This window comes from Geoalkalibacter subterraneus, assembly GCF_000827125.1.
GTDB lineage: Bacteria > Desulfobacterota > Desulfuromonadia > Desulfuromonadales > Geoalkalibacteraceae > Geoalkalibacter_A > Geoalkalibacter_A subterraneus.
In genome coordinates, this window is sequence record NZ_CP010311.1 from 1,824,529 (window position 1) to 1,847,956 (window position 23,428).

30 protein-coding genes are annotated in these 23,428 nt (G+C 54.0%); 25 read left to right on the forward strand and 5 right to left on the reverse strand.

Annotation, left to right across the window (positions count from 1 at the left end; translation table 11 throughout):
• Window positions 1-42 precede the first annotated feature (42 nt).
• A complete protein-coding gene (locus GSUB_RS08430; protein WP_052464777.1) occupies window positions 43-1,833 on the reverse strand; it encodes a methyl-accepting chemotaxis protein in 1,791 nt (596 codons plus the stop codon).
• 309 nt (window positions 1,834-2,142) lie between these two features.
• On the opposite strand from GSUB_RS08430, the gene GSUB_RS18015 reads away from it, so the two are divergent.
• On the forward strand, window positions 2,143-2,706 hold the full coding sequence (locus tag GSUB_RS18015; RefSeq protein WP_052464779.1) for an SH3 domain-containing protein: 564 nt from the start codon (window positions 2,143-2,145) through the stop codon (window positions 2,704-2,706).
• Window positions 2,707-2,778: 72 nt separating this feature from the next.
• The gene (gene acnA / locus GSUB_RS08440; RefSeq protein WP_040200251.1) at window positions 2,779-5,532 is read left to right on the forward strand and encodes an aconitate hydratase AcnA; all 2,754 of its coding nucleotides are present in this window, start codon (window positions 2,779-2,781) and stop codon (window positions 5,530-5,532) included.
• Between the two features lie 38 nt (window positions 5,533-5,570).
• Here acnA and GSUB_RS08445 read toward each other — a convergent pair whose 3' ends face one another.
• Entirely contained in the window at window positions 5,571-6,416 is an 846-nt protein-coding gene (locus GSUB_RS08445) for an MBL fold metallo-hydrolase (protein ID WP_040200253.1), read from the reverse strand.
• A 107-nt stretch (window positions 6,417-6,523) separates the two neighbouring features.
• Between GSUB_RS08445 and GSUB_RS08450 the strand changes: the two genes are divergently transcribed.
• Entirely contained in the window at window positions 6,524-6,823 is a 300-nt protein-coding gene (locus GSUB_RS08450) for a nucleoside triphosphate pyrophosphohydrolase family protein (protein ID WP_235269764.1), read from the forward strand.
• 4 nt (window positions 6,824-6,827) lie between these two features.
• On the opposite strand, the gene GSUB_RS08455 is transcribed toward GSUB_RS08450, so the two are convergent.
• The gene (locus tag GSUB_RS08455) at window positions 6,828-7,865 is read right to left on the reverse strand and encodes a Cache 3/Cache 2 fusion domain-containing protein (RefSeq protein WP_040200255.1); all 1,038 of its coding nucleotides are present in this window, start codon (window positions 7,863-7,865) and stop codon (window positions 6,828-6,830) included.
• 365 nt (window positions 7,866-8,230) lie between these two features.
• Here GSUB_RS08455 and GSUB_RS08465 point away from each other — a divergent pair, with 365 nt between their 5' ends.
• The 20 genes from GSUB_RS08465 to GSUB_RS08565 all read left to right on the forward strand — a co-directional run bounded on the left by GSUB_RS08465 (window position 8,231) and on the right by GSUB_RS08565 (window position 18,645).
• On the forward strand, window positions 8,231-8,923 hold the full coding sequence (locus GSUB_RS08465) for a DUF4126 domain-containing protein (protein ID WP_052464782.1): 693 nt from the start codon (window positions 8,231-8,233) through the stop codon (window positions 8,921-8,923).
• Between the two features lie 54 nt (window positions 8,924-8,977).
• Window positions 8,978-9,529: a nitroreductase family protein gene (locus GSUB_RS08470; protein WP_040200258.1), complete on the forward strand. Its 552-nt coding sequence runs from the start codon at window positions 8,978-8,980 to the stop codon at window positions 9,527-9,529.
• Entirely contained in the window at window positions 9,523-10,062 is a 540-nt protein-coding gene (locus GSUB_RS08475) for a hypothetical protein (protein WP_040200260.1), read from the forward strand. The genes GSUB_RS08470 and GSUB_RS08475 overlap by 7 nt, the downstream gene beginning before the upstream one ends.
• Window positions 10,046-11,158: an aminopeptidase gene (locus tag GSUB_RS08480; RefSeq protein ID WP_158414065.1), complete on the forward strand. Its 1,113-nt coding sequence runs from the start codon at window positions 10,046-10,048 to the stop codon at window positions 11,156-11,158. The genes GSUB_RS08475 and GSUB_RS08480 overlap by 17 nt, the downstream gene beginning before the upstream one ends.
• 17 nt (window positions 11,159-11,175) lie before the next feature.
• Complete coding sequence (locus tag GSUB_RS08485; protein ID WP_040200262.1) at window positions 11,176-11,586, forward strand: PaaI family thioesterase; 411 nt, start codon at window positions 11,176-11,178, stop codon at window positions 11,584-11,586.
• A 161-nt stretch (window positions 11,587-11,747) separates the two neighbouring features.
• Complete coding sequence (locus GSUB_RS08490; RefSeq protein ID WP_040200265.1) at window positions 11,748-12,089, forward strand: nucleotidyltransferase domain-containing protein; 342 nt, start codon at window positions 11,748-11,750, stop codon at window positions 12,087-12,089.
• The gene (locus GSUB_RS08495) at window positions 12,073-12,441 is read left to right on the forward strand and encodes a HEPN domain-containing protein (RefSeq protein WP_040200267.1); all 369 of its coding nucleotides are present in this window, start codon (window positions 12,073-12,075) and stop codon (window positions 12,439-12,441) included. The genes GSUB_RS08490 and GSUB_RS08495 overlap by 17 nt, the downstream gene beginning before the upstream one ends.
• A 136-nt stretch (window positions 12,442-12,577) precedes the next feature.
• Window positions 12,578-12,766, forward strand: coding sequence for a ribonuclease toxin HepT-like protein (locus GSUB_RS20080; RefSeq protein ID WP_052464786.1), 189 nt, complete (start codon window positions 12,578-12,580; stop codon window positions 12,764-12,766).
• A gap of 108 nt (window positions 12,767-12,874) precedes the next feature.
• On the forward strand, window positions 12,875-13,225 hold the full coding sequence (locus tag GSUB_RS08505; protein ID WP_052464788.1) for a hypothetical protein: 351 nt from the start codon (window positions 12,875-12,877) through the stop codon (window positions 13,223-13,225).
• A 68-nt stretch (window positions 13,226-13,293) separates the two neighbouring features.
• On the forward strand, window positions 13,294-13,620 hold the full coding sequence (locus tag GSUB_RS08510) for a nucleotidyltransferase domain-containing protein (RefSeq protein ID WP_040200269.1): 327 nt from the start codon (window positions 13,294-13,296) through the stop codon (window positions 13,618-13,620).
• Complete coding sequence (locus GSUB_RS08515) at window positions 13,607-14,014, forward strand: HEPN domain-containing protein (RefSeq protein WP_040200271.1); 408 nt, start codon at window positions 13,607-13,609, stop codon at window positions 14,012-14,014. The genes GSUB_RS08510 and GSUB_RS08515 overlap by 14 nt, the downstream gene beginning before the upstream one ends.
• Window positions 14,015-14,349: 335 nt before the next feature.
• Entirely contained in the window at window positions 14,350-14,664 is a 315-nt protein-coding gene (locus tag GSUB_RS08520; RefSeq protein ID WP_040200273.1) for a nucleotidyltransferase family protein, read from the forward strand.
• Window positions 14,661-15,029, forward strand: coding sequence for a HepT-like ribonuclease domain-containing protein (locus GSUB_RS08525; protein ID WP_040200275.1), 369 nt, complete (start codon window positions 14,661-14,663; stop codon window positions 15,027-15,029). The genes GSUB_RS08520 and GSUB_RS08525 overlap by 4 nt, the downstream gene beginning before the upstream one ends.
• Before the next feature lie 219 nt (window positions 15,030-15,248).
• Complete coding sequence (locus GSUB_RS08535) at window positions 15,249-15,518, forward strand: nucleotidyltransferase family protein (protein ID WP_040200278.1); 270 nt, start codon at window positions 15,249-15,251, stop codon at window positions 15,516-15,518.
• A 26-nt stretch (window positions 15,519-15,544) separates the two neighbouring features.
• Window positions 15,545-15,874, forward strand: a complete 330-nt coding sequence (locus tag GSUB_RS20085) for a type II toxin-antitoxin system RelE/ParE family toxin (RefSeq protein ID WP_235269765.1) — start codon at window positions 15,545-15,547, stop codon at window positions 15,872-15,874.
• A 54-nt stretch (window positions 15,875-15,928) separates the two neighbouring features.
• Window positions 15,929-16,336, forward strand: a complete 408-nt coding sequence (locus GSUB_RS08545) for an HI0074 family nucleotidyltransferase substrate-binding subunit (RefSeq protein ID WP_040200281.1) — start codon at window positions 15,929-15,931, stop codon at window positions 16,334-16,336.
• Window positions 16,333-16,659: a nucleotidyltransferase domain-containing protein gene (locus GSUB_RS08550; RefSeq protein ID WP_040200282.1), complete on the forward strand. Its 327-nt coding sequence runs from the start codon at window positions 16,333-16,335 to the stop codon at window positions 16,657-16,659. Before GSUB_RS08545 ends, GSUB_RS08550 begins: the two co-directional genes overlap by 4 nt.
• A gap of 378 nt (window positions 16,660-17,037) precedes the next feature.
• Entirely contained in the window at window positions 17,038-17,454 is a 417-nt protein-coding gene (locus GSUB_RS08555) for a nucleotidyltransferase substrate binding protein (protein WP_040200284.1), read from the forward strand.
• A complete protein-coding gene (locus tag GSUB_RS08560) occupies window positions 17,444-17,794 on the forward strand; it encodes a nucleotidyltransferase domain-containing protein (protein WP_040200286.1) in 351 nt (116 codons plus the stop codon). Before GSUB_RS08555 ends, GSUB_RS08560 begins: the two co-directional genes overlap by 11 nt.
• Before the next feature lie 191 nt (window positions 17,795-17,985).
• Window positions 17,986-18,645 carry a class II aldolase/adducin family protein gene (locus tag GSUB_RS08565; protein ID WP_040200288.1) on the forward strand — a complete coding sequence of 220 codons (660 nt, stop codon included), beginning with the start codon at window positions 17,986-17,988 and terminating at the stop codon, window positions 18,643-18,645.
• A gap of 27 nt (window positions 18,646-18,672) precedes the next feature.
• Here GSUB_RS08565 and GSUB_RS08570 read toward each other — a convergent pair whose 3' ends face one another.
• A complete protein-coding gene (locus tag GSUB_RS08570) occupies window positions 18,673-19,353 on the reverse strand; it encodes an ISAs1 family transposase (protein ID WP_040199265.1) in 681 nt (226 codons plus the stop codon).
• A 41-nt stretch (window positions 19,354-19,394) separates the two neighbouring features.
• Window positions 19,395-20,396 carry a Druantia anti-phage system protein DruA gene (locus GSUB_RS18030; protein WP_052464505.1) on the reverse strand — a complete coding sequence of 334 codons (1,002 nt, stop codon included), beginning with the start codon at window positions 20,394-20,396 and terminating at the stop codon, window positions 19,395-19,397.
• Window positions 20,397-20,743: 347 nt separating this feature from the next.
• On the opposite strand from GSUB_RS18030, the gene GSUB_RS08580 reads away from it, so the two are divergent.
• Both GSUB_RS08580 and GSUB_RS08585 read left to right on the forward strand, forming a co-directional pair.
• Window positions 20,744-21,628 (forward strand): Druantia anti-phage system protein DruA, encoded by an 885-nt coding sequence (locus tag GSUB_RS08580; RefSeq protein ID WP_052464357.1) that lies wholly within the window; start codon window positions 20,744-20,746, stop codon window positions 21,626-21,628.
• Window positions 21,629-21,646: 18 nt separating this feature from the next.
• Window positions 21,647-23,176, forward strand: a complete 1,530-nt coding sequence (locus GSUB_RS08585) for a transposase family protein (protein ID WP_052464355.1) — start codon at window positions 21,647-21,649, stop codon at window positions 23,174-23,176.
• Window positions 23,177-23,428 lie beyond the last annotated feature (252 nt).

Consider the following 23,428-nt stretch of genomic DNA (forward strand, 5'->3'; position numbering starts at 1 on the left):
TGGGAGCTGCGTCCCCACAGGTTGAACGAGTCACTCCGCCTGTCACATCTTCTGCGGGTCAAAGCCCACGCGCAATGCTCCCCAGTGGCGGCCTCCAACCGTTAACGGCACTGAAAGGTCGCAAAGAATTTCGCCGGTATCACGCATGTAGGTCTGCAACAGAACTTCCCGGGTGTTGCGCGCGGCGCGAATCCCGGTGGGGTCATCGAACATGCGCTTGTCGCGGCTGGCTTTCAGATCATGCTCGTGATCGCCGGTCAGCGGCTGGGCGAATTTGCTGTTGTGCGTCGGCGCATAGCCGTTTTCGTCCACGCACAGGGAGAAAGTCGCCGGACCGATTTCAGCCACGATCTGGTCGTAGACTTTTTGGAACTGCTTCTCAATCGCCTGATCGTAGGCGGTGCGGTACTTGGGTGGCTCGACATCGGGGACGCGCTGATAATTGCGGTCGAAAACATTGAGCCCGCGCTGCCGCAGTTCATCGAGCTGTTCCATGAAGATGCCGGCATACTTCTTAGTGGTATCGACCATCTCTTCCAGGATTCCTTCACCCACTTTGAATCCCGCCATAAGCTCCTGCAGCTTTTCCGTGGTCGCTGTCAAATCGCGGGAGGCGGTTTCGGATTGGGACATCAGCACGGTGACTTCCTGGCTGCCGGAATGAATCGAAGTCACTTTCTGGTGAATTTCCTCGTTGGCCGCCGAAAGCTGTTCGATGGCCGCTGTAATGCCCTGCAGACGGTTGTCGTTCTGCTCGAAATCACCGATCAGCCTGGAAAAACTGCGGCATGAACCGTCGATCGTGACCCCGGCCGTTTTGGCAAATTCTTGAATTTCCTGAGTTTCACTCAGGCTTGTCTGCACATGAGCAAGAATACCATTGACTTTGACCTCGATATTTTCACTCGCCTTGTTGACCTGTTCGGCAAGTTTTTTTACCTCGTCGGCCACCACCGCAAACCCTTTTCCGGCCTGCCCGGCACGCGCCGCTTCGATCGCCGCATTGAGAGACAGCAGTGAGGTCTGGAAAGAGATGCTTTTGATCAGCCCGACAATATGCTGGATTTCCTGGGATTCGGTATCGAGCGTCTGAATCGTCTCGGCGTAGCGTGCAATTTTTTGGTTCATGATCTGTATGCCGTCATTGGCTTGCTCAAGCTCGCCGAAGGACTTTCTCGCGACATCGATGCTTTCGGAAGTCGAAGCGCAGACCTGCTGAGTGTTGTCTGAAATATCGGAATGGGCCGATTTCGATTGTTCACTGCTGACGAAGATGTCGTTGGCCATCATGTTCTGCTCATCGGCGGTTTTAGAGGCATCCTTGACCTGTTTGGCCACGCCGACGGAATTGACCGCAATATGGATTCCCATGCGGCGGATTTCTACGATTGTTTTGCGCAGTTTATCGAGAAATCTGTTGCAGTTTTCGGCCAGCTCCCTAAATTCATCGTAGGTGATCGAGTGGATGTTCTCAGAAAGGTCGCCCTCTTTGCCCCCCATGCGTCCGAAATAATCGCGCAAATGCCGGACCGGCCGGACAACCAGAAACCACAGGAAGGCAAAAGTGAAGATAAATGCAACAGCGATCAGGCCGTACACCACCAGCGACTCAAACCAGACCTGTTTCTGGATTGAAGCAATGGTCTCGGCTGTTTCCGGCGGCAAACCAGCGCTGCTCATGGCGGCCTTCATTTTTTCGAGACCGCGATAAAGGATCAGGAGAAGCACAGTCGGCAAGGCAAACAGGAAAAGGAGATTTCCCCCCAGTTTGCGCGACAGTGTGCTGAAAAACGATTTTTCCAGAGCCTGATAAACTTGTACAATTGGTTTCACTGGATCCTCCAAAATTAGTGCTAAAAAATTTATTTACACTAATCACAATTAAGCCATGGATTTTCGTAAAAATCAAACATTGTTTTTTATGAAGTGGAATTTTCTTTAAAAATGTTTCAATTTGCTGTTTTAACTTGTTCTGATACAATTTTCATGCTGAAAATACTGCTGTTTTGAGCGTTGAAACTGGTCGCATTGCTTCGTAGCTTGACAAGTTTATTGCTCAGGCAAGAAGTTGGCATCGGCTAATCCCAGCCTCCAACTTAAGACATAAAATCGTTGGAGTTGTATTCAAGGAGAGCGCAAATCATGTTTCGCCGTCTGTTTTTTCTGCTTTTCATCTGCCTTTTTCTCGATGTCGCCGGCGGTGTCGCCGCAAGCGGCGATCGTCTTTTCGTGACCGGTTCCGGAGTCAACGTGCGATCGGGGCCTGAAACCACTCGATCCGTTCTGATGCAGATCGGCGAGGGGCACGAGTTGACGGAAATTGAACGCCAGCAAGACTGGGTTCGCGTCAAAATCGCCTGGATCGGGGGAAGCGGCTGGATCCATGAATCCCTTTTGACTTCGGAAGTGCCCGCCGATGCCGCCCGGCAGAGGCCGCCTGCATATCACAATTTTGTTCAGGATATCGAACAGCTCAATCTGGATATTCTCGACATTCTTGGTGACGTTTTTTTCGCCCGAGTTGCCTATCGAGGCGAGGGCAGGGTTGAATTGACGGCAACCCCCGCCTGGCTGTCCGCCCCCGCAGAGGAGCGCCGCAGAGACGTTGAAGCCTTGTATGCCCTTTGGAAGGCTCACTACGACGGCGATGAAAGCACTCTTGTTATCGTCGATCCCCGTGGCGAACCGGTGACTCAGCACCCTTAATGGCTCGACAGCATTCGGAGGTGCTTGTTTTTCCAGGCTTAAGCCACTGAACGGTTGAAAGGGAAGGATGCCATGAAGAACAGCTTTGATGCACGGTCCACCCTGCGCATCGGGGGCGTGGATTACGAAATCTTCCAACTTGCGGCCCTGGAAAATAAAGGCTATGAACCCAGCCGCCTTCCTTATTCCCTGCGCATTTTGTTGGAGAACCTGCTGCGGCGTGAGGACGGATCGATTGTACGCGCGCAAGACATCGAGGCGTTGGCGGGGTGGCGGCCGGGAACCGATTCTTCCCGCGAAATCACTTTTCTGCCGTCGCGCATCCTCATGCAGGATTTTACCGGCGTGCCTGCGGTTGTGGATCTTGCCGCCATGCGTGATGCCATGGCTGACCTGGGAGGTGACCCCCAGAAAATCAACCCCGTTCAACCGGTCGAACTCGTCATCGATCATTCCATTCAGGTCGATGCTTTTGCTTCCTCTGACGCCTACGCGATCAATCAGAAATTTGATTACCAGAGAAACGGCGAGCGTTATGCCTTCCTGAAATGGGGTCAGCAGGCTTTCGGCAACTTCAAGGTCAGTCCTCCCAATGCAGGCATCTGCCACCAGGTCAACCTTGAACTGCTGGCGCGGGTTGTGTTCGGCCTCAAAGAGGATGGCACTCCGCAGAACGACGGCAATCCGCAAATCTATCCGGACACCCTGGTGGGAACCGATTCACATACGCCGATGGTCAACGGTCTGGGCGTACTGGGCTGGGGAGTCGGAGGGATCGAGGCGGAAGCGGCGATGCTCGGCCAACCCGTTACCATGCTGATCCCGAAGGTGGTTGGTTTCCGGCTTACGGGCCGTCTTCGTCCCGGCGTGACCGCCACGGATCTGGTTCTGACCGTCACCGAAAAATTGCGCCGGCATGGTGTGGTCGGCAAATTCGTTGAATTTTTCGGTCCGGGCATCGCACGTCTGACGGTGGCCGACCGTGCCACCATCGGCAACATGTCGCCGGAATACGGTGCGACCTGTGCGATCTTCCCGGTGGATGATAAAACCCTTGAATACCTGCGCTTTACCGGCCGTTCTGCCGAGCGTGTGGAGCTGGTGGAGCAGTATATGCGAGCGCAGGGGCTTTTCCATGATGCTCAGTCCCCTGAGCCGCTTTTTGACGAAACGCTCGAACTTGATCTTTCGACCGTCGCTCCGAGTCTCGCCGGGCCGCGCCGTCCTCAGGACCATATCGCGATGACCGAAGCAGCGGAGGCTTTCCGCCGGGATCTGCCCGGCCTGCTGCCGCCGGCTGCAAAACAATCCGAAAATGAATCGATCCGTGCTGTCGCCACCTGTCGTATCAATGGCGAAGAGGTCTCCATCGGACATGGAGCGGTTGTCATCGCAGCCATCACCAGCTGCACCAATACGTCAAACCCTGCCGTCATGACGGCCGCAGGGTTGCTTGCCCGCAATGCGGTTGCCAAGGGGCTGCGCTGCAAACCCTGGGTGAAAACCTCCCTTGCTCCCGGCTCCCGTGTCGTCACGGATTATTATCGAAAAAGTGGGCTGGATGAACCGCTGGAAAAGCTTGGCTTTCACGTAGTGGGGTATGGTTGCACCACCTGCATCGGCAACTCGGGACCTTTGCCGGAGCCTGTTTCCCGTGCCATCCGCGAAAAGGATCTGGTCGCGGCTTCGGTGCTTTCCGGCAATCGCAACTTCGAGGGACGCATCAATCCCGAAGTGCGCGCCAACTACCTGATGTCGCCGCCGCTTGTGGTGGCATTTGCCTTGGCGGGCCGCATCGACATTAATCTCGAAAAAGAACCTCTGGGAGAGGATGATCAGGGCAATCCTGTTTATCTGCGCGATATCTGGCCGTCCGACGAAGAAATAACACAGGTGGTGGCCGCGTCGATTGACACCGAAATGTACCGCAGAAACGCCCGTGAAATTTACTTAGGTGATGAAGCCTGGAACAGCTTGAGTGTTCCCTCCGGAAATCGCTTTGCCTGGCAACCCGATTCCACCTATATCCGGCAGCCGACCTTTTTCCAGGGAATGACCCGCGCGGTTCCGGAAATAAAGCCCCGTCTTGAAAACGCGCGCGCACTGGCCGTGTTCGGTGACAGCATTACCACGGATCACATTTCGCCGGCGGGCAGCATCCGGGACGATTCGCCTGCAGGCATATATCTTAAGAATCACGGGGTAACGCCGAGCGATTTCAACTCCTACGGCTCCCGCCGCGGCAACCATGAGGTCATGGTGCGCGGCACTTTTGCCAACGTGCGCATTCGCAACCGGCTTGTTCCCGAAGTGGAAGGGGGCTACACGCGCCATTTGCCCGGCGATGAGGTTGTGAGTATTTATGATGCCGCGATTGATTATCAGCGGGAGGCAACGCCCTTGCTGATTCTTGCCGGTAAAGAATACGGGTCCGGGTCGAGCCGTGACTGGGCCGCCAAGGGACCTTTCCTGCAAGGTATCAAGGTGGTTATTGCCGAAAGCTTTGAACGCATTCACCGCTCCAACCTGATCGGCATGGGGATTCTGCCTCTGGAGTTTATGCCCGGAGATTCCATCGCCTCGCTGAATTTAACCGGAGAAGAGAGATTTGATTTTGATCTGTCGCCGTTGTGCGCATCGACAGGAGAAGCAGAGGCAGGGCGACGTGAAGTCAAGGTATGCGCCACTCGCCAGGTCGGCGACCAGGTCCATTTTTCCGCAAAGGTCCGAATCGACACCCCGCTGGAGATGGAATATTATCGTCATGGCGGGATTCTGCATTACGTTCTTCGTCAATTATGCAGCGAAGGCCGGAGTGAGAGCTGAAAAACTCCGCGTAATTCTATTTCTTTTTGATGGGGGCTTCAAGCTTCCAGCACCGCTCCCACCGAGGCGAACAGAAACCGCGAACCAAAATGGGCCTGAAGCTGTGCTGCGCGGGGCAGGCTGGTGCAGTGCGCGGTGCCGATGCGCTGTACTGAAAATTCCTCCAGTGCTTCAATCGTTGCCGCCACGCGGTCATCATCGGCGCCAACCAGATGCGTTCCGCCGATCACCGCGTAAAAATTCTCCCATCCCTTGCATTCACGCACATGATGCATGATATTGATGAGCCCGGCGTGAGCACATCCCAGCAGCAGGATAGGGCCTTTTGCGCTTTCGATGACGATCGACAGGTCGTCGGTGAGTGAATCCTGGACCCGCGAGCCGTCATCCATCACCCGCACCATGTTCTTCTCCGGTTTTTCCACCGGATTTAGGCGCGGCACCTCGCCGGTAAGCCAGAGCCCCGGAGCGACCTCGCAGAAACCGGATTCAAAACGGAAGCGCGCCCCCAGACTCTCGAGATAAGGGCGTTTAAAGGGGATGCCGATATAACGGGTCGGCCCTTGTCCTGCCCAGTACCGATCGATAAAGATATCGGGGTGAGCAACCACCTCGATTTCGCCTGTTGCGCTCAGAAGATCGGGCAGACCGCCGGTATGATCATAATGACCATGGCTGATGATGACTTTTTTAACCGCTGAGAGATCCTTGCGAAGGGCTCGTGCATTGCGCAGCAGGCCAAAACCCTGGCCGGTGTCGAAAAGATAGGCCCCCGATGCAGTCTCGATCAGGCAGGAAAAACCATGTTCGCCAACCGCAGCCAGAGGCCGGCCGATGGAATTTTCACATAAAACAGTCAGGCAAACTGAATTTTTGTGAATCATTTGTATTCCTCTTTTGCGAAACTTCACTGTTCCGTGTGGAAATGTTCAAAGGATAGCACAAAATAATCCGGCTGAATGCGAGTAGGTGAAAAAGATGAGCAAAACGAATGGAGAACAACGAAAATATGATGAAGTACGAGCAGATTTACCAGAAAACACTCGATAAATGGGGACGTGAGGCACAATTTGACCAGGCGGTGGAGGAATGCGCCGAATTGATTGCGGTCCTCAAGCACTGGCGTCGGGGCAAGGTCAACGAGGAGCAGGTTGTGGATGAACTGGCCGATGTCTGGCTGATGGTGGGGCAGCTGGTTTACATGTTCGGCGAGCAGCGTGTGTCACGTTCCGTAGAGCAGAAAATCGACAAGTTGAATGTGCTGCTGGATCAGGAAGAGTCCACAGCGTAGAGATTCAGCGCTCATCCTCGTAGTAGCCGGCCCCGATAACCCAGTCCCAGGGTTCGAAATAGACCACAGCCGCTGTTTTATAGCGTGGCTGCAGGTCTCCTGGGTTTTTCCAGGGATAACGCTCAAAAGCAATGGGTACGGAGATGCGATCGGGATTTTTTTTGAGTGCCAGCGCTTCATTGATCATGCTCTGGATAAAAGGTCTTCCGGACGCATCTCTGGCGTTCCAGATATTTTCTCCATCGCGCTCGCCGTTGAATGAGATCTGGTATTGACCGCAACGGGCCCCGGTCCCTTTGAGAGCATAGACATAGCCGCTCGGCCCGATATGGAGGTCGATAATATCGTTGCGCAAGCGTTCGAGGTCAGGATCTTTGACTCGAACGACCAGAGTCGCGATGTTTTTTTGATCGGCAAAAATTGGGTAATAATAGCTTATCTGCAGGGTTCCCTCTACAATTTCAGGTCTTAGGACGGTTTTGCCTTGATCGAGGTTTTCAAGGCACGTCTCCTTTTCCCCATTGCCGATTCGGGCGGGTATCAGGCGGGTATGATCGGCTGAGCTTTCAACGCCTGATATGGAGCAGTAAGCCGCAAGGTGGTCGCCTGTTTCATTCACTCGTTGCAGAATAGTGACTTCGCCGCCGGTGAAACGCCGCAACGCTTCTCCAAGATTTTCAAGGTCGCGTTTTTGGCCACCGCTGGTCTTGACTGCCATCCGGGGGAGAACCCGGTGATCAGTCGAGGGCTTGCCTGCAATTGCGACCTGCCAGGATTTTGATTCATCCAGGAGAACTGGATATCCAGCGACTGAAAGAGCTTTCTGGACCTGGTCGGCAATTTCGGATTCACGCTTCTGGAGGAGACGGTCAGTCACCTGGCACATCAGGAAAGCGCTTTGAACCACCTCTTCCGCCTGGTGCCGATCTCGGCGGGTCAGATCCAGGGTATAGAAGGAGTTATAATAGAGATAGTACGCTAGGCACGCTACGGCCAGGGCCACCACTCCCAGAAGGGAGTATCGGAACAAACGGGAGGACATCAAAATGGAATCCCAGAATTCACAAGAGTTGAGTGTTGAACACGGTTACAGGTTTTTCTCCCTGATTCAAATTAAATAACCGCATAACCCGTACATTTTTGCGACAATTTAGCGCAAAGTCAATATAACTTTCCCTCATGCTGCCGGGTTTTGAGAGGGCTTTCTTCCAAATGTCCATTCCTGTTTTTTTCTTGTCCCTGACTGCCGTGCGTTTTATGCTCGCCTGCACGAATGGTCTCCACTGAGTCCATTCAGGGTCGAGGGTTTTCTTTCCCCAACAGAAAACGGTATGATGGACGGGTCGTGGCAAAGCTTCTCACGCGGATCATAACGCAGCTCAATGTGTCGGGAAAGGCGAATAACTTATGCAGGAACTTCATCAGGTCGTATCCGTGATCGCCCTGACTATGGGCGTCGCCTGGGCCAGCGGCATCAATTTATATGCCGCCATCCTTGTGCTCGGGCTCCTTGGCTCTTCCGGCAACATGACTCTGCCTCCCGATCTTCAGATCCTCACCCATCCAGTGGTGCTGATGGCTGCGGGTTTCATGTATTTCGTTGAATTTTTTGCCGACAAAACACCGGGGGTAGATACCTCCTGGGATGTCCTGCATACCTTTATCAGGATACCGGCGGGCGCGGCGCTTGCGGCTGGAGCAGTGGGTGATGTCGACCCGGCCATCTCTCTTTCCGCGGCGCTGATCGGCGGCACCCTGACGGCCGGTGTTCATGCCACGAAAGCAGGGGGGCGCGTATTGATCAACGCTTCACCTGAGCCTTTTTCCAATTGGGGGGCGTCGCTTGCAGAGGATGTCGGTGTCGTGGCGGGATTGCTCGTAGCGCTGCATTATCCCTGGATCTTTCTCGGGCTCTTGGTGGTCTTTCTGATCGTCATGATCTGGCTTCTCCCGCGGATCTGGCGTGGGGTCCGCAGGCTGGCGCAGATTATCGCAAACTTTTTCCGCGGCGGTCCCTCATCGGGTTCCCGTTACGATGAAGACGAGGTCAGGTTGCCGCCGCCGCAGCTTCCTGAACCGGGCAAAGATAAAAATCCATAGTGATACTTTTGCAACAAAGCACTGCATTGAAGTTCGTAGCAAGGAGAATGTTGAATGGTTCTTGATCTACTCAAAAAACGTCGCAGCATCCGCAAATATGAAGACCGTCAGGTGGAGCAGGAGAAGGTCGACCAGCTTCTGGAGGCAGCGCTGCGCTCACCTTCGTCGCGCGGTCGCAATCCCTGGGAGTTCGTCGTTACAACGGACCCTGAAGCGCGCCGACGCATCGCCCTGGCGAAGGAGCATGGCTCGGCCTTTCTTGCCGAGGCGCCCCTGGTTATCGCGGTTGTTGCGGACCCTGAAAAGTGCGACGTGTGGGTTGAGGATTGCTCCATCGCCTCCATCATTCTGCAACTGACAGCTGAATCCTTGGGACTTTCAAGCTGCTGGTCCCAGATTCGCATGCGTGACCATAATGAGGAGATCAGCGCAGAACAGTACCTCAAAGAATTGCTTGATCTGCCGGAGCGCTATGTCGTGGAAGCTGTCATCGGCATCGGTTACCCTGGGGAGTCCAAACCCGGGCACCCCGTTGAATCGCTTGACTGGGATAAAATCCACATCAATCGTTTTACCCAGGGTCGAGGTTTGCGCCGACCATGCTGAGACAACAGGACCTGGAACAACTTCAATCCAATCTCGCGAGCCAGAAAACCCTCTGGGCAATGATGCTGCTCGCACCTTTTATTTACCTGACGATAGGTTATTTTCTCGGCCCCGTGTGGCAGGATCGTTCCTGGGGAGGAGAATGGCTGCTTCCGTCGATGCGTCTTTCCCTTGCTATACTTGCGTTGGCCAATGTGCTGGTTTGCCGTCATGTACGTGCCAGGGTGCTGCGCGGTCATCCCGGTCGACTTGTGAAGCGTATTTGTGCAAAACTTGAAAAATCAGCGGGCGACACACTGCATCCGGCGGCCTGTCTTTATCAGGCTGTCCTTGTATTCTGCCTCGGTCTCGCGGAGAGTATCGCTCTTTTCGGGGTGGCTTTATTCGTGTTCGGCGACAGCCTGGTTTATCTTTTTCTTTTTGCCAACTTTTCCGCTGTCGTAATCATCTATTTTCGTCCCCGCATGGTGGATCTGATCTCCATTGCCGCACATCTGGATGCCGGAAAAGACACTGATGAACATTCGGAATAAACCTCTGATACGCCTGTGTTCAGGATTGGCGGCGGGCGCATTGTTGCTTGCCTCCTGCACTGATGTCGGATATTACGCTCAGTGCGTTTCGGGGCATTGGCAGCTGATGTCTCAGCGGCGTGATATCGACAAGATTCTCAATGCGCCCGATACACCGGAAGCGTTGGCGCAAAGACTGCGCACGGTGCTTGAGATCCGGGATTTCGCATCGCAGGAGCTGCTTCTGCCGGACAATAAAAGTTATCGTTCCTACGCGGACCTTGGCCGTGCGCATGCTGTCTGGAATGTCGTTTCCACACCGGAGTTTTCCCTGGAACCCGTGTCGTGGTGTTTCCCTGTCGTTGGCTGCGTGTCCTACCGGGGGTATTTCCAGGAAGAAGACGCACGCGAATTCGCTGAAGATATGCGACGCAGAGGACATGACGTGCATCTATATGGCGTACCGGCCTATTCGACACTTTCCTGGTTCGACGATCCGGTTCTGAACACCTTCTGCTTTGCCGACGACCCGCGCCTTGCCGGCCTGATCTTTCATGAACTGGCCCATCAGCTTCTTTACGTCAAAGGAGATACGGCCTTCAGCGAGGCTTTTGCGCAGACAGTTGAACAGGTCGGTGTTGAACGGTGGCTTGAAAGCCGCGGGCAACAGGAACAGATCGAGCAGTACAATCAACGCCTGCAGCGACAGAAAGATTTTCTCGCGCTGCTGCAGCAGACCCGCAGCAAACTTGACGACATCTACCAGAGCCCTTTTGACCCGGAAGCCATGAGGGCAGAGAAAGCCCGAGCTATAAATGAATTCCGCTTGGGGTATGATAAGCTACGCTCCAGCTGGGGAGGAGAGGGCGGGTACGACCGCTGGGTTGAGGGCCCCTTGAACAATGCGCATTTTGCCTCGGTCAGTATGTATCACGATCTTGTGCCTGCATTTAGATTGTTGCTGGATGAACACAAGGGCGATTTAAGTGCCTTTTACCGGGCGGTCTCCGAGTTGGCGGATCTTGCTCCCGATGAGCGGCACCAGGCGCTGGATGCATGCCGGGATGAAACGGCCCTGGCGCAGCGTGAACAATCTTCCGAGGCTCGATCCCGGTAAAAAGGATGATTCCGACGATGAATTTTGAAAAAGATCGCGGTTGTTTCGTCTGCGGACCCGATAACGCACAGGGAATGCACGCAGATTTCACTCTTGATGAGCAGCAGCAAGCGGCGTACTGCGAAATGGAATTGGGCCCCTCCTACCAGGGGTGGCAGGGGGTTGTGCATGGCGGCATTACCAGCACCCTTCTTGATGAGGCCGGGATCTACGCCTGCCGCACTCAAGGCGAGACCTTCGTCACCGCCGAACTCAATGTCCGTTTTCGCAAGCCCGTTCCCGTCGGCAAAAAAGTACGGGTCAGCGCTCAGGTCAAGACCCGCCGCCGCAGCATTTATAAAGTTGTGTCGCAGCTGACCATCGAAGATGAAATTTATGCGGAAGCAGAGGCGCGCGTTATGTGCCTCGATTCTTCGCGTTCCCAGTAGGCTGTCGAACTTTTCCAAAAATAGGGTTCATTCGCATTTAAGTTGAAAGCCTCGGACTCAGCAGCCCGCAGTGCTGATGACTTTATCTGCGTTCACCTGGATTTTTGCATTATCTGGGACGAGTAAACAACGCCCTGGTATTAAATCGGGAGGGTAGAGTGATGCTGACCGACGCCCTAACAGAACAATTGGTCGAAAAGCTTAAGAACGCTGACCCCTATAAAATTATTCTGTTTGGATCCCATGCGTATGGGAATCCAGGCCCGGAAAGTGATATCGACCTGCTGGTTGTCACGGAAGATGATTACCTGCCAGCGAATTTTGCCGAGAAAAATGCCATTTATCTTCGAGTCGCCAACACGATCATCGACATTGAAAAAAAGATTCCGGTTGACCTGATTGTTCATACCAAAGCCATGCATCGGAAATTCGTCGAGATGCAAAGCATGTTCTCCAGGAAAATTACCTCCGAAGGAAAAGTTTTGTATGAAAAAGCTCACTGAGGAATGGCTTCGAGCCGCCAAAGACGATCTTGATGTTATGGAAAAGATTCTCGGCGAGGCCCACCTTTCCCATATCACTGCTTTTCATGCTCAGCAGTGTATTGAAAAGGCTTTTAAGGCAGTGTATGAAGAACATGGGATTGAATCTCGAAAAATTCACAACCTGATCACATTATATGGCGGAATAGAAGAAGTGCTGAGCCAGGAAATGGATCTTGCGTTGCTGAAAACCCTGGACTCCCTTTATATTGAAGCTCGGTATCCCGGTGAGTTGGGACTGCTGCCGAGCGGCCGCCCATCTTTGGCAGATGCCGAAAAGTTTTACGATTATGCAAAGTTCTGGCAGAGTTGACGGAACTCGAATTGGCCGGCGTCGCGGCGCTGCTTCACAATTTTTACAACGGGATCGAAAATATCCTCAAGCAGGCTTGCAGGGCTAAGGGCATTATCCTGCCGCAGCGGCCTCTTGGCACCGGGATCTTTTGCTGGTGGCCGTAAAGGAATGCATTATTTCCCCGGCAGCTGCTGACGACCTTCTCCGATTCCTTGCATTTCGCCATTTTTTCAGCCATGGTTACGCATTGGATCTCTTCCCGGGCCGTATGGAGCCGCTGGCTCAAGAGGCTCCGGGGTTGTTTGAACGCTTCAGAGCTGAAATTGATCATTTGCAGTTATAGACTTTGCACGGGATTGTGTAGGCGCAGCGAACGGGCGAGAGATAGTCTTGATTTTGATGGGCTTGGTCCGACCCCAAGGGTCAGGGGCTTCAGGAGGGGGGAGGCGACATGGAAGAAAGAGAGTTTCGACGAATCGAAGAAATGATGGGCGGCATGATGGGCCGCTTCCGGGCTGAGCTCGGCCAGGAACTGACGCAACTCCGCAGCGAGATTGTCGAGGAGTTCCGACACCAGATAGGCGTTCAGCGCGAAGATCTCCAGCATAAACTCGACTTGGTGGTCGAAGGGCAGCAGATGCTGGCAGAAAAGCTGGAAGAAACACGATCTGAGTTGAAGGTGGACATAGGCAAGATCGATCAGAGAGTTACTGCAGTCGCCGCTGACCTCGCCGCCCACCGCCGCGACACCGAGGCGCATCGGAAAGGGTGGCGGGTGAGGGAGAAGGAAGGCGGGGAGTGACTGATACGCGTTGGTGGCTGGAAGATAATCTGGTTGACAAGTAAACAACGTCCCCAATGGGTCCACTTATGAAAAACGCCAACGAAGAACTGCTTAAAGAAATGACCAGCCGGCTGGTTGCGGAATTCAACCCCGACCAAGTGATCCTTTTCGGTTCTCAAGCCTGGGGGGCACCTACCGAAGACAGTGATATAGATTTATTCGTTGTCGTTCCCGACAGTAAGGAGAGGCCCTTGGCGAGGATGCGCCGTGCTTTGGCCTGTCTTGAGGGTATGGGGGTTTCCAAAGATGTTCTAGTAAAAACGCGCCGTGAAGTGGAGAGGTTTCGCACTGTGCGCGCTTCCCTCGAAAGCCAGGTGTTGGAAGAAGGCCGAATTCTCTATGAACGCCATTAAGGACGATCTCACAAAGGGCTGGCTCATTAAGGCCAAAAGGGACCTCCTTTCAGCGCGGCAATTGGCGCAGGGTCCTGCACCTTTGCTGGACACCGCTGCTTATCATTGCCAGCAGGCGGGCGAGAAAGCCATCAAGGGATTTCTCGTCTTTCACGATATTCGTTTTGAAAAAACTCACGATCTGGATGTGCTGATATCCCAGGCCGCTGAAATCGAGACGGGGTTTCTTGCCTGTCGTCAGGCAGGACGAATCCTGACCCCATTAGCTGTCGCCTTTCGTTATCCGGGTGATTATATTGAGCCAGAATTGGAGGAGTACCAGGAGGCTTTTTCCGCAGCGCAGGAAATCTACGATTTTGTTACAGATTTGCTACCCGAGCGGCTGAACGCATAATGATAATTCCCTGTATTGTTTGCACGACCTTGGGATTGGATTTCCTTCAGCGACTTTGCTCTCTGGAGAGAGCGCAGCGAACGGGCGAGAGATGATCTTGATTTTGATGGTGAAATGGGGCTTTTAAGGCCGAAATGGCGGTCTTTTTTGGTTTATTGTGTAGTGGAAACAGTCGGTTGGCTTGGTCCGACCCCAGAAGGCACAGAAGGCACAGCAAAATATCGGGGCGGTGGCCGTTGATGCGCATTCGTTTTTGCCCGAAGCCGAGGCTGAACTCGTGGGCTTGTCAACAATAAAGATTTGACCCCGTTTCCATCTCTGCCCCGGGAGAAATCATGGGAAGGATAAAAAAAGAAAATCTCGATGTGCAACAGGTGGCTGAACGTCTCCGTCAGGAAATCCCGCGCCTGCGCCGTGACTACGCAGTTCGGTCTCTTGGCCTATTTGGGTCATACGTTCGTGGTGAGCAGCGTCGCGGCAGCGATCTCGATGTTCTGGTTGAGTTTTCTGAAGTGCCCGGAATGCTGCGCTTTCTTGATCTTGAACGAGATATCTCACAGTTAGTTGGCATACCTGTCGACCTGGTGCAGAAGGAAGCTCTCAAACCCGCTATCGGCCGGCGAATCGAAAAAGAGGTTCTGCCGATATGAAAGAGCCGCGCGTGGTTCAAGATTATCTGGGCGATATTCTCGATGCGATGGACAAAGCTGAGGAGTTCACTGACTCGATGAACCTTCAGGCATTCAAGAAAGATGATAAAACCGTTTTTGCTGTCATTCGGAGCTTGGAAATCATTGGCGAAGCGGCTAAAAAGATACCGGCTAATTTGAGACGAAGATTCCCTGATATCCCGTGGAAAAGTTTAGCGGGAATGCGCGACAAGTTGATTCATGATTATGTCGGTGTAAGTCTTGAGGTTGTCTGGCGTACCGTAAAAGAAGATATCCCAACAGTGCGGCCACGTTTGAACGATATGCTGGAGACAGTTCGGGATGAAGAGGCTAATCGTCCTTGAACCATGGAAGATGGCTCTAAACGGTGTAGTCCTGGCTCCTTGGCTTATTTCTTCGCATTCTTTGGGGCTTGAGGGAGGGTTAGCGAACGGGCGTGAGGCAGGTTTTATGGGGCGGTTTTCACGCAAAGCCGCAAAGAAAGTCATATTCCACCCGCGGACAAAGAGGGATGAAGGGCTTGTCAACAATAAAGATTTGACCCCGCCCAGCGAGAGGCTTTTATGATCGAGGAAAAAGACCTGCAGGCCATCCGGGCGATTGCACGCAAATATCAGGTTTCCAGAGTTTTGCTCTTCGGCTCCTCTTTATCCGCGAGTTGCGACAGCCGGGATATCGATTTGGCCGTCGAAGGCCTTGCTGATGCCGACTATTTCGCTTTTTACGGCGATTTGATGCGCAGCCTCTCAAAACCCGTCGATGTGGTCGACCTTTCACGCGCGTCCAAGTTCGTGGAAATGATCGAGCGCGAAGGGATTCGTCTCGATGCCTGATTATCGCCTTCGCATCGAAGCCGAATATGAAGCAATTGAACGCACTTTGGCACTGCTGCCTACCCGCCCCCTGCAGAGTTGGCGGAGCTCCGCTTGAAAAAGTGGCTCACCGAATAGTATGGTCCCCGCAGGCGTTGTCCGACGTGGAGGGGATTGCTGAATATATAGAGCAGGACTCTCCTTTTTATGCGCGAACCGTTGTCGCCAGGATCGTCGCTGCGACCAGGAATCTGGTACAGTTTCCCATGACGGGGCGTGTTGTCCCTGAAATGATGGATTTCGCTTTAGGTGTTTGGCTTGGTCCGACCCCAGTGTCAGCGTTCATTCTGCAGAGGAAACTTCAAGGGTCGAAATAATGAGTCTCCCTTATCGGAAGCGATGCAAAACTGGATGTTCAAGAGGACAATGTGATGGACGAAAAAGATATTCGTTGGCAACAGAGGTTCGCAAATTATGAGAAAGCCTATCTGCGTCTTGAAGAAGCCATCAATCAGGAAAATTTGAATGAGCTGGAGCGTAATGGTCTGATCCAGCGCTTTGAGTTTACCCTTGATCTAGCCTGGAAGGTATTAAAAGACTTTTTACAGGAAAAAGGTTTTGTTTTTAAACCGTCCCCCAAAGATACCCTGCGCATGGCCCAGCAGGGAGAATACATCTCTTACGCCCAGGAGCTGATTGACGGCCTTGAGATAAGAAACGAACTGTCCCACGATTACAGTGGTGAAAAATTTGAACGGTCAGAAAAGATTCTGCGTGAACAAACATTTGTTGCCCTGAAAAAGCTGTACCAATTTTTAAAGGACGAGAGCTTACGATGAGTTTGCCTGATAAAAACCGGTTTGGCCTCACCGCAAGGGATATGCAGACGCTGCGAGAAATTTTTGACCAATATCCAGAGGTCAAAACGGTTGTCGTTTTTGGAAGCCGTGCCAAAGGAACATTTGCCGCCGGCAGCGATATCGATCTGGCGATTATGGACAGGTTGAAGAGCGAAGACGTCATCCGTCGCATTAAAAGCGCTCTGGATGACAGTACATTGCCCTATTTTGTGGATCTTGTCGGGTATCACTTTTTGCAGGACGCGGCATTCAAAGAACATATCGACCGGGTTGGAGTCGATTTATTTTGCCGCGGGAACTGATGCCTGGTGACCGTCCAATTTCATTTGCGGCTCAGAAGCTGTCGCGAAAAGAGAGTCAGACATTGACAGCTGCCCGCATCCACTTTATTGGTTCGCCTTTGTTTTGATTGTAATGTTTCCATCTGCGCAAATCCGCCTTTATCTGCGTTCAAGAAAAAGTTCTTCTCCGCGTTCTTTGTGTTTTGAGAGAGCGCAGCGAACGGGGGAGAGATGCTCTTGATTTTGATGGTGAAATGGGGCTTTTAAGGCCGAAATGGCGGTCTTTTTTGGTTTATTGTGTCGTGGAAACAGTCGGTTGGCTTGGTCCGACCCCAGACGGGCCAGTCGCCCCAGAAGGGCCAGTCTGCAGGAGTGGGGATTAAGGATTAGGGAGAAATTATGTCGGGCCAGGATGTCCGCTGGCAACAGCGGCTTAACAACCTTAAAAAGGCGTTCGCTCAACTCGAAAAGTTCATCGTCAAAGGAGATCTGTCAGAACTGGAAATGCAGGGGCTGGTCAAGGCTTTTGAATACACCTACGAGCTGGCCTGGACGACGATGAAGGATTTTTTGGAATTTCGCGGTCAGACTGGTATCTATGGTTCCAGGGATGCAATTCGCAAGGCATTTCAGCTTGCCTTGGTAGAGGACGGCAACCTTTGGATGGATATGCTGCAAAGCCGGAATAAAACCTCACATACCTACAATGAAGAGACTGCCAGAGAAATTTGTCAGGCAGTCACAGAGGACTATTATCCGGCTTTCGCACAACTGATAGATAAGCTTGATGGCCTCAGGTCGGAATATGACAGCTGACAATGAATTTGGTATCTCACCAACCGACTTAGCCAGAATTGTCGGTGTGTTTGAGCACCATGAAGATATTGACGAGGTTGTCCTCTATGGTTCGCGTGCCAAGGGCAATTATCGGCCAGGATCAGATATCGATCTGACCCTGTGCGGGGAGAATCTCAATCTTAGGACTCTAAACCGGGTCAGCAATGATCTGGATGACCTGTTGCTCCCATACAGTTTTGATGTCTCGATCTACAGTCAAATAGAAAATGAGGATTTAATTGATCATATTCAGAGGGTTGGAGTGACGATTTATCGCGTGTCTGGTGAGCGTCTGAGACAAGTGAACCCTTTGGGTTGATAAAATGTGTGCTCCGCTTGCCCTTCATTGACTGCGTTACCCCATAAATGGTGCTGGCTCTGCAGGAACCTGGTCCCCTGGTAAATTACATAAGGTAATCCCCCGGCTTTGCCGGGGGTACCTGACTGTGACCTCGATGGGATCTGCTTTCCCGCCTGCCCCCATTCGGCAATTTATTTCGAAGACTGAAGATGAATTTGAATGCGGGACACGAACGTGAAGGGGTTATTAAGTTCAACTGCCTTCATACAGAAGGCCCCCTGCCTGTCGAAAAAGGGCTGCCGCAGCTTCTGGCCTGGCGCAGGATTCTTCATGGCCTGGGCCTGATTGGGCAGACCCCCGAGCGTTACGATGGGTACGGATTCGGCAATATCAGCGTGCGTGTCGGCGAAAGCGGGTTTCTCGTTACGGGAACCCAGACCGGTGCGCCGCTTGCACTGACCCCGCAGCAATGCGTTTTGGTTACGGCCTGGGATACCCGCCGCAATGAGATCCGCTCCCAGGGGCCGGTTCGCCCCTCATCGGAATCCATGACTCATGCTGTTCTGTATGAACTCGACCCTTTGCTGGGCTGCGTGATTCATGCCCATTGCCCGGATATCTGGCACAAGGGAGATGCGCTGGGGTTGCCGGCCACCCGCAGTGAAGTGCCTTACGGCACACCGGAGATGGCCGAGGAGGTTCGCCGGTTATGGCGTGAAACCGATGCACCGTCCCGGGGGATTTTTGTCATGGCGGGGCATGAGGATGGGGTTGTGTCTTATGGGGACGATGCTCAGGCCGCAGGAAATATAATGGTTGATCATCTGGCGCGCGCCTACGCCCTCGAACATGAAGAAAGCCGCCGCTGAACTTCATCCGGGCAAGGCAAATTTGTTCTAATTGCATCCAGCAGCCGAGCGCCTGCTTCTTGTATTATCGGTCATTCGCAGGTAGTCGAAGACGGCGCGGGGGTTCATGGCGAGCATCCTCATTTTCTGCGCAACGCTGCCGACGCTTTTTGATTTAATCAGACCGACCGCGAAGCGTCGGAGCCGGGTGATGTTTTCCGGCCCATGGCCGGTGCGTATCCGGCTTCGGTCTTCGTCGTAATTCCAGTCAATGATGTAGTGGCAGCTGTTTTCTATGCACCAGTGGTTGCGATTAGTCTTGAGGATGCGCTGGGCGTCGGCCTGCTGCGGTGTGTGGCTGGTGATTCCGTAAACGGTTTCGGTTGAGACTTTCCCGCTCTTTTTGTTGACCCTTTCGCGTTCGACCATGAAAGCCTGACCGACGTGAGGAAAGTCGAGATAGTCGTTGAGCTCGGCGGTGACCCAGATCCTCCGCGTCTCGATTCGGCCATGGTCGGAGTCGACGGTGACAGCGTGAGGTTCTTGGCGGCCATGAAAATACAGGGTGAGGTCTTCGAGGAGCCGGGGCTGATTGCCTTTGACGGTGAAATGGTAATGGGCCTGCCTGTCTTCGACCAGGTAGCGGGCCAATCGGCGTTGCGTCAATAGGGCGTCGGCGCTGATGGTCTTGCCTTCGATGCTGATCGCCTCGAGCAAGGGGATGGCCATTTTGATTTCGTTCGTTTGCTTGACCTCGTCGCTGCCATCGTCTATCGGCAGGAGGCCGACTTTTTTTGGGTGTGGCAGGTTTTGGTCTCGTGGCCGATCGCGCTCATGATATGCGTCTTGCGGCCTTGCTCGTCGGTGGCGTTGCACATGGTCTTGCCGTCGATGGCGAGGCTTTCATCCGCGCCTGCGTAAGCCTCGTTCCAACGTTGAAAGCTGCGGTCGAGATGATCCGGATCGACCCTGATGAGGATATCGCGGATGATGTATTCGCTCGGGACAAGGTACTGCCCTTGTTTTTTACGGCATCCGAAGCGCTCGCGCGCCTTGGGGCCAAGACTTTTGGCCCAATCGGAAATCGCCTTGTACCCGCGCATCCCGCAAAGCGTCGCCCCGGCGGCAATGGCCAAAACGGTGGACAGCCGGTGGCGTTTCCCTGCGGCGCGGCGCGGGTCGGGGATGTCGGTGAAAAACTCTGGCAAGGATCGCATTTGATCGGCTGTCAACAACATTTTCACGTCTCCTGGACAATAGGGCGCCCCAAGCAGGGGGCGGGACAAGAGCGATTGGGCATTGGACTGCAGCGCACGAACAAACACCATCTTCGGGGACTGTGCGAGGTTGCTATAACCTTGACGGGTTCGGCGAAATCCCTTGGTCTGACCCAGGCATAGCCAATTGGCCGCCTTGTAAACCGTGCCTTGATAGCGCTGCGGATCGACAAAGGTCTCCATCAGCACAAGCGGATGGCCAAAGCGCTCCAGCCAGTCGCGCTGGATTCTTTGTTCGCACAGCGCCAAGACGCGCGAGCCCAGATTGGGCAAATGCCACTGCGGCAGGATCAGAAAACGGCTATTGTTGGCAACCAGCTTCAAGCGGTCATATTGGCGCCGATGATCCCAGCCAATCCACTGGTCGCGAACGGCGCACTTCAAGGCCGCAGCGGAAAAGCTCAGCAAAGCGACCCACTGCTGGCGCAATATGGCAACGTACCAGAGGGTTTCGCCGATCTTGGGCAGATCTCCCAGATAATGATGCGCTTGCATTGTCTCCCGATATCGGTCCTCCTCGAGGGCTGAAACGGGTCGTACATGGATTTCTTTCAGATTCACGACAGGGTCTCCAAGGGCAAAGGACGAACCCTTTATACCCCATCGGAGAACAAATGACCAGAACTTTATGCTGGGGCAAGGCTTAGAGCGTGTTCCCGGGAGGGAACAAATTCGCCCTGCTGGCACTCATCAGTGCTGACGCATGAAATTCCCTACGCCGATAAACAGCGCTACTCCGGGGGGACTCTAAAATATTTTGTCGCAAAACAACCCTAGACAACGCTTCGGCTTTTCGCTAAGGTAGCGTGGCATGACTGTGATTTCACCCAGGAGGCTGCGCCATGAGAGACGAGAGGAAGCAACTGGTTCACTGCGGGAGAACCATCGGTCCTGAAGAAGTGGAGGCGATTCAGGAAACGGTTTCGACATGTTCAGGATTGAGCCGATTCGAACTGGCATTTACCATTTGTGAGCACCTGGATTGGCGCACCGCTTCGGGGAGTTTGAAGAGGGATGCCTGCCTGAAGCTACTGGAGAAGCTCGAACAGCAGGGATTGCTGAAGCTTCCGCGGAAGCGGACCATCGCCCCGGGAGCGGGGCTGAAGAAGCAGCCGAAGCCGACGCGCAGAACGGAGGCGACCACGGCGGTAAAAGGCAGCGTCGCAGAGATCGGACCGGTTCGGCTGGCAGGGGCGGACAGCAAGGATGCGGCCGATCTATGGAACGAGTATGTGAGCCGCTATCACTACCTGGGGTACACGCCTCCCATCGGCTGTTTCCAACGCTACTTCATCGAGAGCGAGAGGGGGCTTTTGGGGTGTCTGCTGTTTTGCGGCGCGGCGAAGTCGTTGCAGGAGCGGGATCGCTTTATCGGCTGGAGCAAGGATGAGCGACTGAGGAACCTGGGGTTCGTCATCAACAACAGCCGTTTTCTGGTGTTTCCCTGGGTACAGGTGAAAAACCTGGCAAGCCACACCTTAGGGAAGGCGGCAAGGCGCATCGGGGACGATTGGCACAAACGTTGGGGATATCGGCCGCTGCTGTTGGAAACGTTCGTGGACCCTGAGCTTTATGCAGGGACCTGTTATCTGGCAGCGAACTGGCAGTACCTGGGGATGACGACCGGCCAAGGTCTGGCGCGCAGGGGAAAGAGCTACAGCACGACCCCCAAGAAGATCTTCGTGAAGCCGCTTGCGGGAGATTTCCGCGGCGCGCTTTGCTCGTAGCAGGCAGGGGGTGGCGCCATGGGCAAAGCGAGCCGCCGTGCGAACCGCGAAGAGATCAAGGCGAAGGCAAGGCAGAGAAAACGCGCGCAGAAGGAACTCGGACGCAAGCAGGAAGAAGAGGGGTTGAAGAGGGCCTCCCACGCCACGATCGCCAACCGCAAGAGCGGCTATAAAAGCGTGGAGGAGGAGGGTCTTGCCCGCAACGAGGCGGCCTGGGAGCAGCTCAAGGTGTTTCGCGGCCAGTTGCCGGTGCTTTTGAGGCGATTGTCGGCGATACCGGATCCGAGAACCGCGAAGAAGACCAAGCACAAGCTATCCGTGCTGCTGATGTTGGGAATTCTGTCGTTCGTGCTGCAGATGGCATCCTCGCGGGAGGTGACCAGGGAAATGAGCCGTCCGATGCTCTGGGAGAACCTGAAGGCCCTGTTTCCCGAACTCGAAGAGACCCCCCACCATGACACCCTCAAGAGGGTATTGTCACAAATCGAGGTGGACCAGATCGCGTCGGTACAGCTGGAATTGATCCGGAAGTGGATACGAAACAAGAAGTTTTCCCGATACTTGGTCAATAATTGCTATCCCGTTGCGGTAGACGGTACGCAGAAGATGGCGCGCGGCTGGCTTTGGGACGAAGAATGCCTGCAACGCACGTTCAATAGAGGGCAGAGCGCGGAGCAGACGCAGTACTACGTCTATGTCCTGCAGGCGAATCTCGCCTTTTCCGGCGGGATGAGCATTCCCTTGATGAGCGAGTTCCTGTGCCATACGCAAGGAGATTCGCACAGGAGCAAGCAGGACTGCGAGCTGAAAGCTTTTTATCGATTGGCTGCGAGGCTCAAAGAGGCGTTTCCGGCGCTGCGGATCATGTTGTTGCTGGACGGGCTCTATGCGAACGGGCCAGTCATGGAGCTGTGCCGCCGGAACAAATGGCAGTACATGATCGTGCTGAAGGACGACGCCTTGCCGAGCACGGTGAAGGAATTTCAGGCCCTGGCACGGCTTGAGCCGAAGAACCGGCATTTTCAAACCTGGGGCGGCAGGCAGCAGCGTTTCAGATGGGCAAACAGGATAGAGTACAGCTTCGGGGCGAACGGCAGGAAGCGGGAGATCGTAAACGTCGTCGAATGTCTGGAGAGCTGGCAAGAGATTGGCAACCAGGGGTGCGACGTGGTGGAAAAGACCAGCCGGCACCTCTGGCTATCGAGTGAGCCCCTCGACCGATGGAACCTCCACGAGCGGTGCAATCTGGGCGCACGCTCGCGCTGGGGGGTCGAAACAGGCTTCCTGGTAGAGAAGCACCACGGCTACCAATACGAGCACTGTTTTAGCCATGATTGGAACGCGATGAAGGGTTTCCATTATCTGATGCAATTGGGGCACATGTTCAACATCATGGCGAGGTATTCGGAAAAGATCGCCAGAATCATTCGGGAGACCGGGGTGCGGGGATTGATCCGCTTGGTACGCGAAACGATAGCGAGTCCGTGGCTCAATCAGGCGTGGATCCGCGAGCAGATTGCTGCCCCTTTCCAGTTACGGCTGACATAAAAGAGGGTCAACCACACCTATCGCCGCAGGCGAAGGGGTAGGTACGCCCTGAATCAGGGGAAACAGCACGTGAGAAGCTCCGCCCACCCTGGGGCAGATGTCTCTGGGGTCATTCGGACAGCATTACGCCTCAAATTTCCCGCCGAGGCGTTGAGCACAGGCGCGGGTCATCGCTTCATGCGTCAGCACTGAGTAAAAGGCTCTTTGCAAGGCAGATGAATCTGTCCTATGTTAATGCCGTGAGGGACAACA

What these genes read in the sequence shown, in the direction of transcription:
- GSUB_RS08495 (WP_040200267.1), top strand. Translation starts at nt 12,073, where the DNA reads ATGAAAAAGCTCACTGAGGAATGGCTTCGAGCCGCCAAAGACGATCTT.
- GSUB_RS08510 (WP_040200269.1), top strand. Translation starts at nt 13,294, where the DNA reads ATGAAAAACGCCAACGAAGAACTGCTTAAAGAAATGACCAGCCGGCTG.
- GSUB_RS08480 (WP_158414065.1), top strand. Translation starts at nt 10,046, where the DNA reads ATGAACATTCGGAATAAACCTCTGATACGCCTGTGTTCAGGATTGGCG.
- GSUB_RS08535 (WP_040200278.1), top strand. Translation starts at nt 15,249, where the DNA reads ATGATCGAGGAAAAAGACCTGCAGGCCATCCGGGCGATTGCACGCAAA.
- GSUB_RS08475 (WP_040200260.1), top strand. Translation starts at nt 9,523, where the DNA reads ATGCTGAGACAACAGGACCTGGAACAACTTCAATCCAATCTCGCGAGC.
- GSUB_RS08450 (WP_235269764.1), top strand. Translation starts at nt 6,524, where the DNA reads ATGGAGAACAACGAAAATATGATGAAGTACGAGCAGATTTACCAGAAA.
- GSUB_RS08570 (WP_040199265.1), bottom strand. Translation starts at nt 19,353, where the DNA reads ATGGCCATCCCCTTGCTCGAGGCGATCAGCATCGAAGGCAAGACCATC.
- GSUB_RS08580 (WP_052464357.1), top strand. Translation starts at nt 20,744, where the DNA reads ATGAGAGACGAGAGGAAGCAACTGGTTCACTGCGGGAGAACCATCGGT.
- GSUB_RS08565 (WP_040200288.1), top strand. Translation starts at nt 17,986, where the DNA reads ATGAATTTGAATGCGGGACACGAACGTGAAGGGGTTATTAAGTTCAAC.
- GSUB_RS08515 (WP_040200271.1), top strand. Translation starts at nt 13,607, where the DNA reads ATGAACGCCATTAAGGACGATCTCACAAAGGGCTGGCTCATTAAGGCC.
- GSUB_RS08490 (WP_040200265.1), top strand. Translation starts at nt 11,748, where the DNA reads ATGCTGACCGACGCCCTAACAGAACAATTGGTCGAAAAGCTTAAGAAC.
- GSUB_RS08465 (WP_052464782.1), top strand. Translation starts at nt 8,231, where the DNA reads ATGCAGGAACTTCATCAGGTCGTATCCGTGATCGCCCTGACTATGGGC.
- GSUB_RS08545 (WP_040200281.1), top strand. Translation starts at nt 15,929, where the DNA reads ATGGACGAAAAAGATATTCGTTGGCAACAGAGGTTCGCAAATTATGAG.
- GSUB_RS08505 (WP_052464788.1), top strand. Translation starts at nt 12,875, where the DNA reads ATGGAAGAAAGAGAGTTTCGACGAATCGAAGAAATGATGGGCGGCATG.
- GSUB_RS08525 (WP_040200275.1), top strand. Translation starts at nt 14,661, where the DNA reads ATGAAAGAGCCGCGCGTGGTTCAAGATTATCTGGGCGATATTCTCGAT.
- GSUB_RS08445 (WP_040200253.1), bottom strand. Translation starts at nt 6,416, where the DNA reads ATGATTCACAAAAATTCAGTTTGCCTGACTGTTTTATGTGAAAATTCC.
- GSUB_RS08560 (WP_040200286.1), top strand. Translation starts at nt 17,444, where the DNA reads ATGACAGCTGACAATGAATTTGGTATCTCACCAACCGACTTAGCCAGA.
- GSUB_RS08555 (WP_040200284.1), top strand. Translation starts at nt 17,038, where the DNA reads ATGTCGGGCCAGGATGTCCGCTGGCAACAGCGGCTTAACAACCTTAAA.
- GSUB_RS08455 (WP_040200255.1), bottom strand. Translation starts at nt 7,865, where the DNA reads ATGTCCTCCCGTTTGTTCCGATACTCCCTTCTGGGAGTGGTGGCCCTG.
- GSUB_RS20085 (WP_235269765.1), top strand. Translation starts at nt 15,545, where the DNA reads ATGAAGCAATTGAACGCACTTTGGCACTGCTGCCTACCCGCCCCCTGC.
- GSUB_RS08470 (WP_040200258.1), top strand. Translation starts at nt 8,978, where the DNA reads ATGGTTCTTGATCTACTCAAAAAACGTCGCAGCATCCGCAAATATGAA.
- GSUB_RS08485 (WP_040200262.1), top strand. Translation starts at nt 11,176, where the DNA reads ATGAATTTTGAAAAAGATCGCGGTTGTTTCGTCTGCGGACCCGATAAC.
- GSUB_RS18030 (WP_052464505.1), bottom strand. Translation starts at nt 20,396, where the DNA reads ATGCAAGCGCATCATTATCTGGGAGATCTGCCCAAGATCGGCGAAACC.
- acnA (WP_040200251.1), top strand. Translation starts at nt 2,779, where the DNA reads ATGAAGAACAGCTTTGATGCACGGTCCACCCTGCGCATCGGGGGCGTG.
- GSUB_RS08585 (WP_052464355.1), top strand. Translation starts at nt 21,647, where the DNA reads ATGGGCAAAGCGAGCCGCCGTGCGAACCGCGAAGAGATCAAGGCGAAG.
- GSUB_RS08550 (WP_040200282.1), top strand. Translation starts at nt 16,333, where the DNA reads ATGAGTTTGCCTGATAAAAACCGGTTTGGCCTCACCGCAAGGGATATG.
- GSUB_RS18015 (WP_052464779.1), top strand. Translation starts at nt 2,143, where the DNA reads ATGTTTCGCCGTCTGTTTTTTCTGCTTTTCATCTGCCTTTTTCTCGAT.
- GSUB_RS08520 (WP_040200273.1), top strand. Translation starts at nt 14,350, where the DNA reads ATGGGAAGGATAAAAAAAGAAAATCTCGATGTGCAACAGGTGGCTGAA.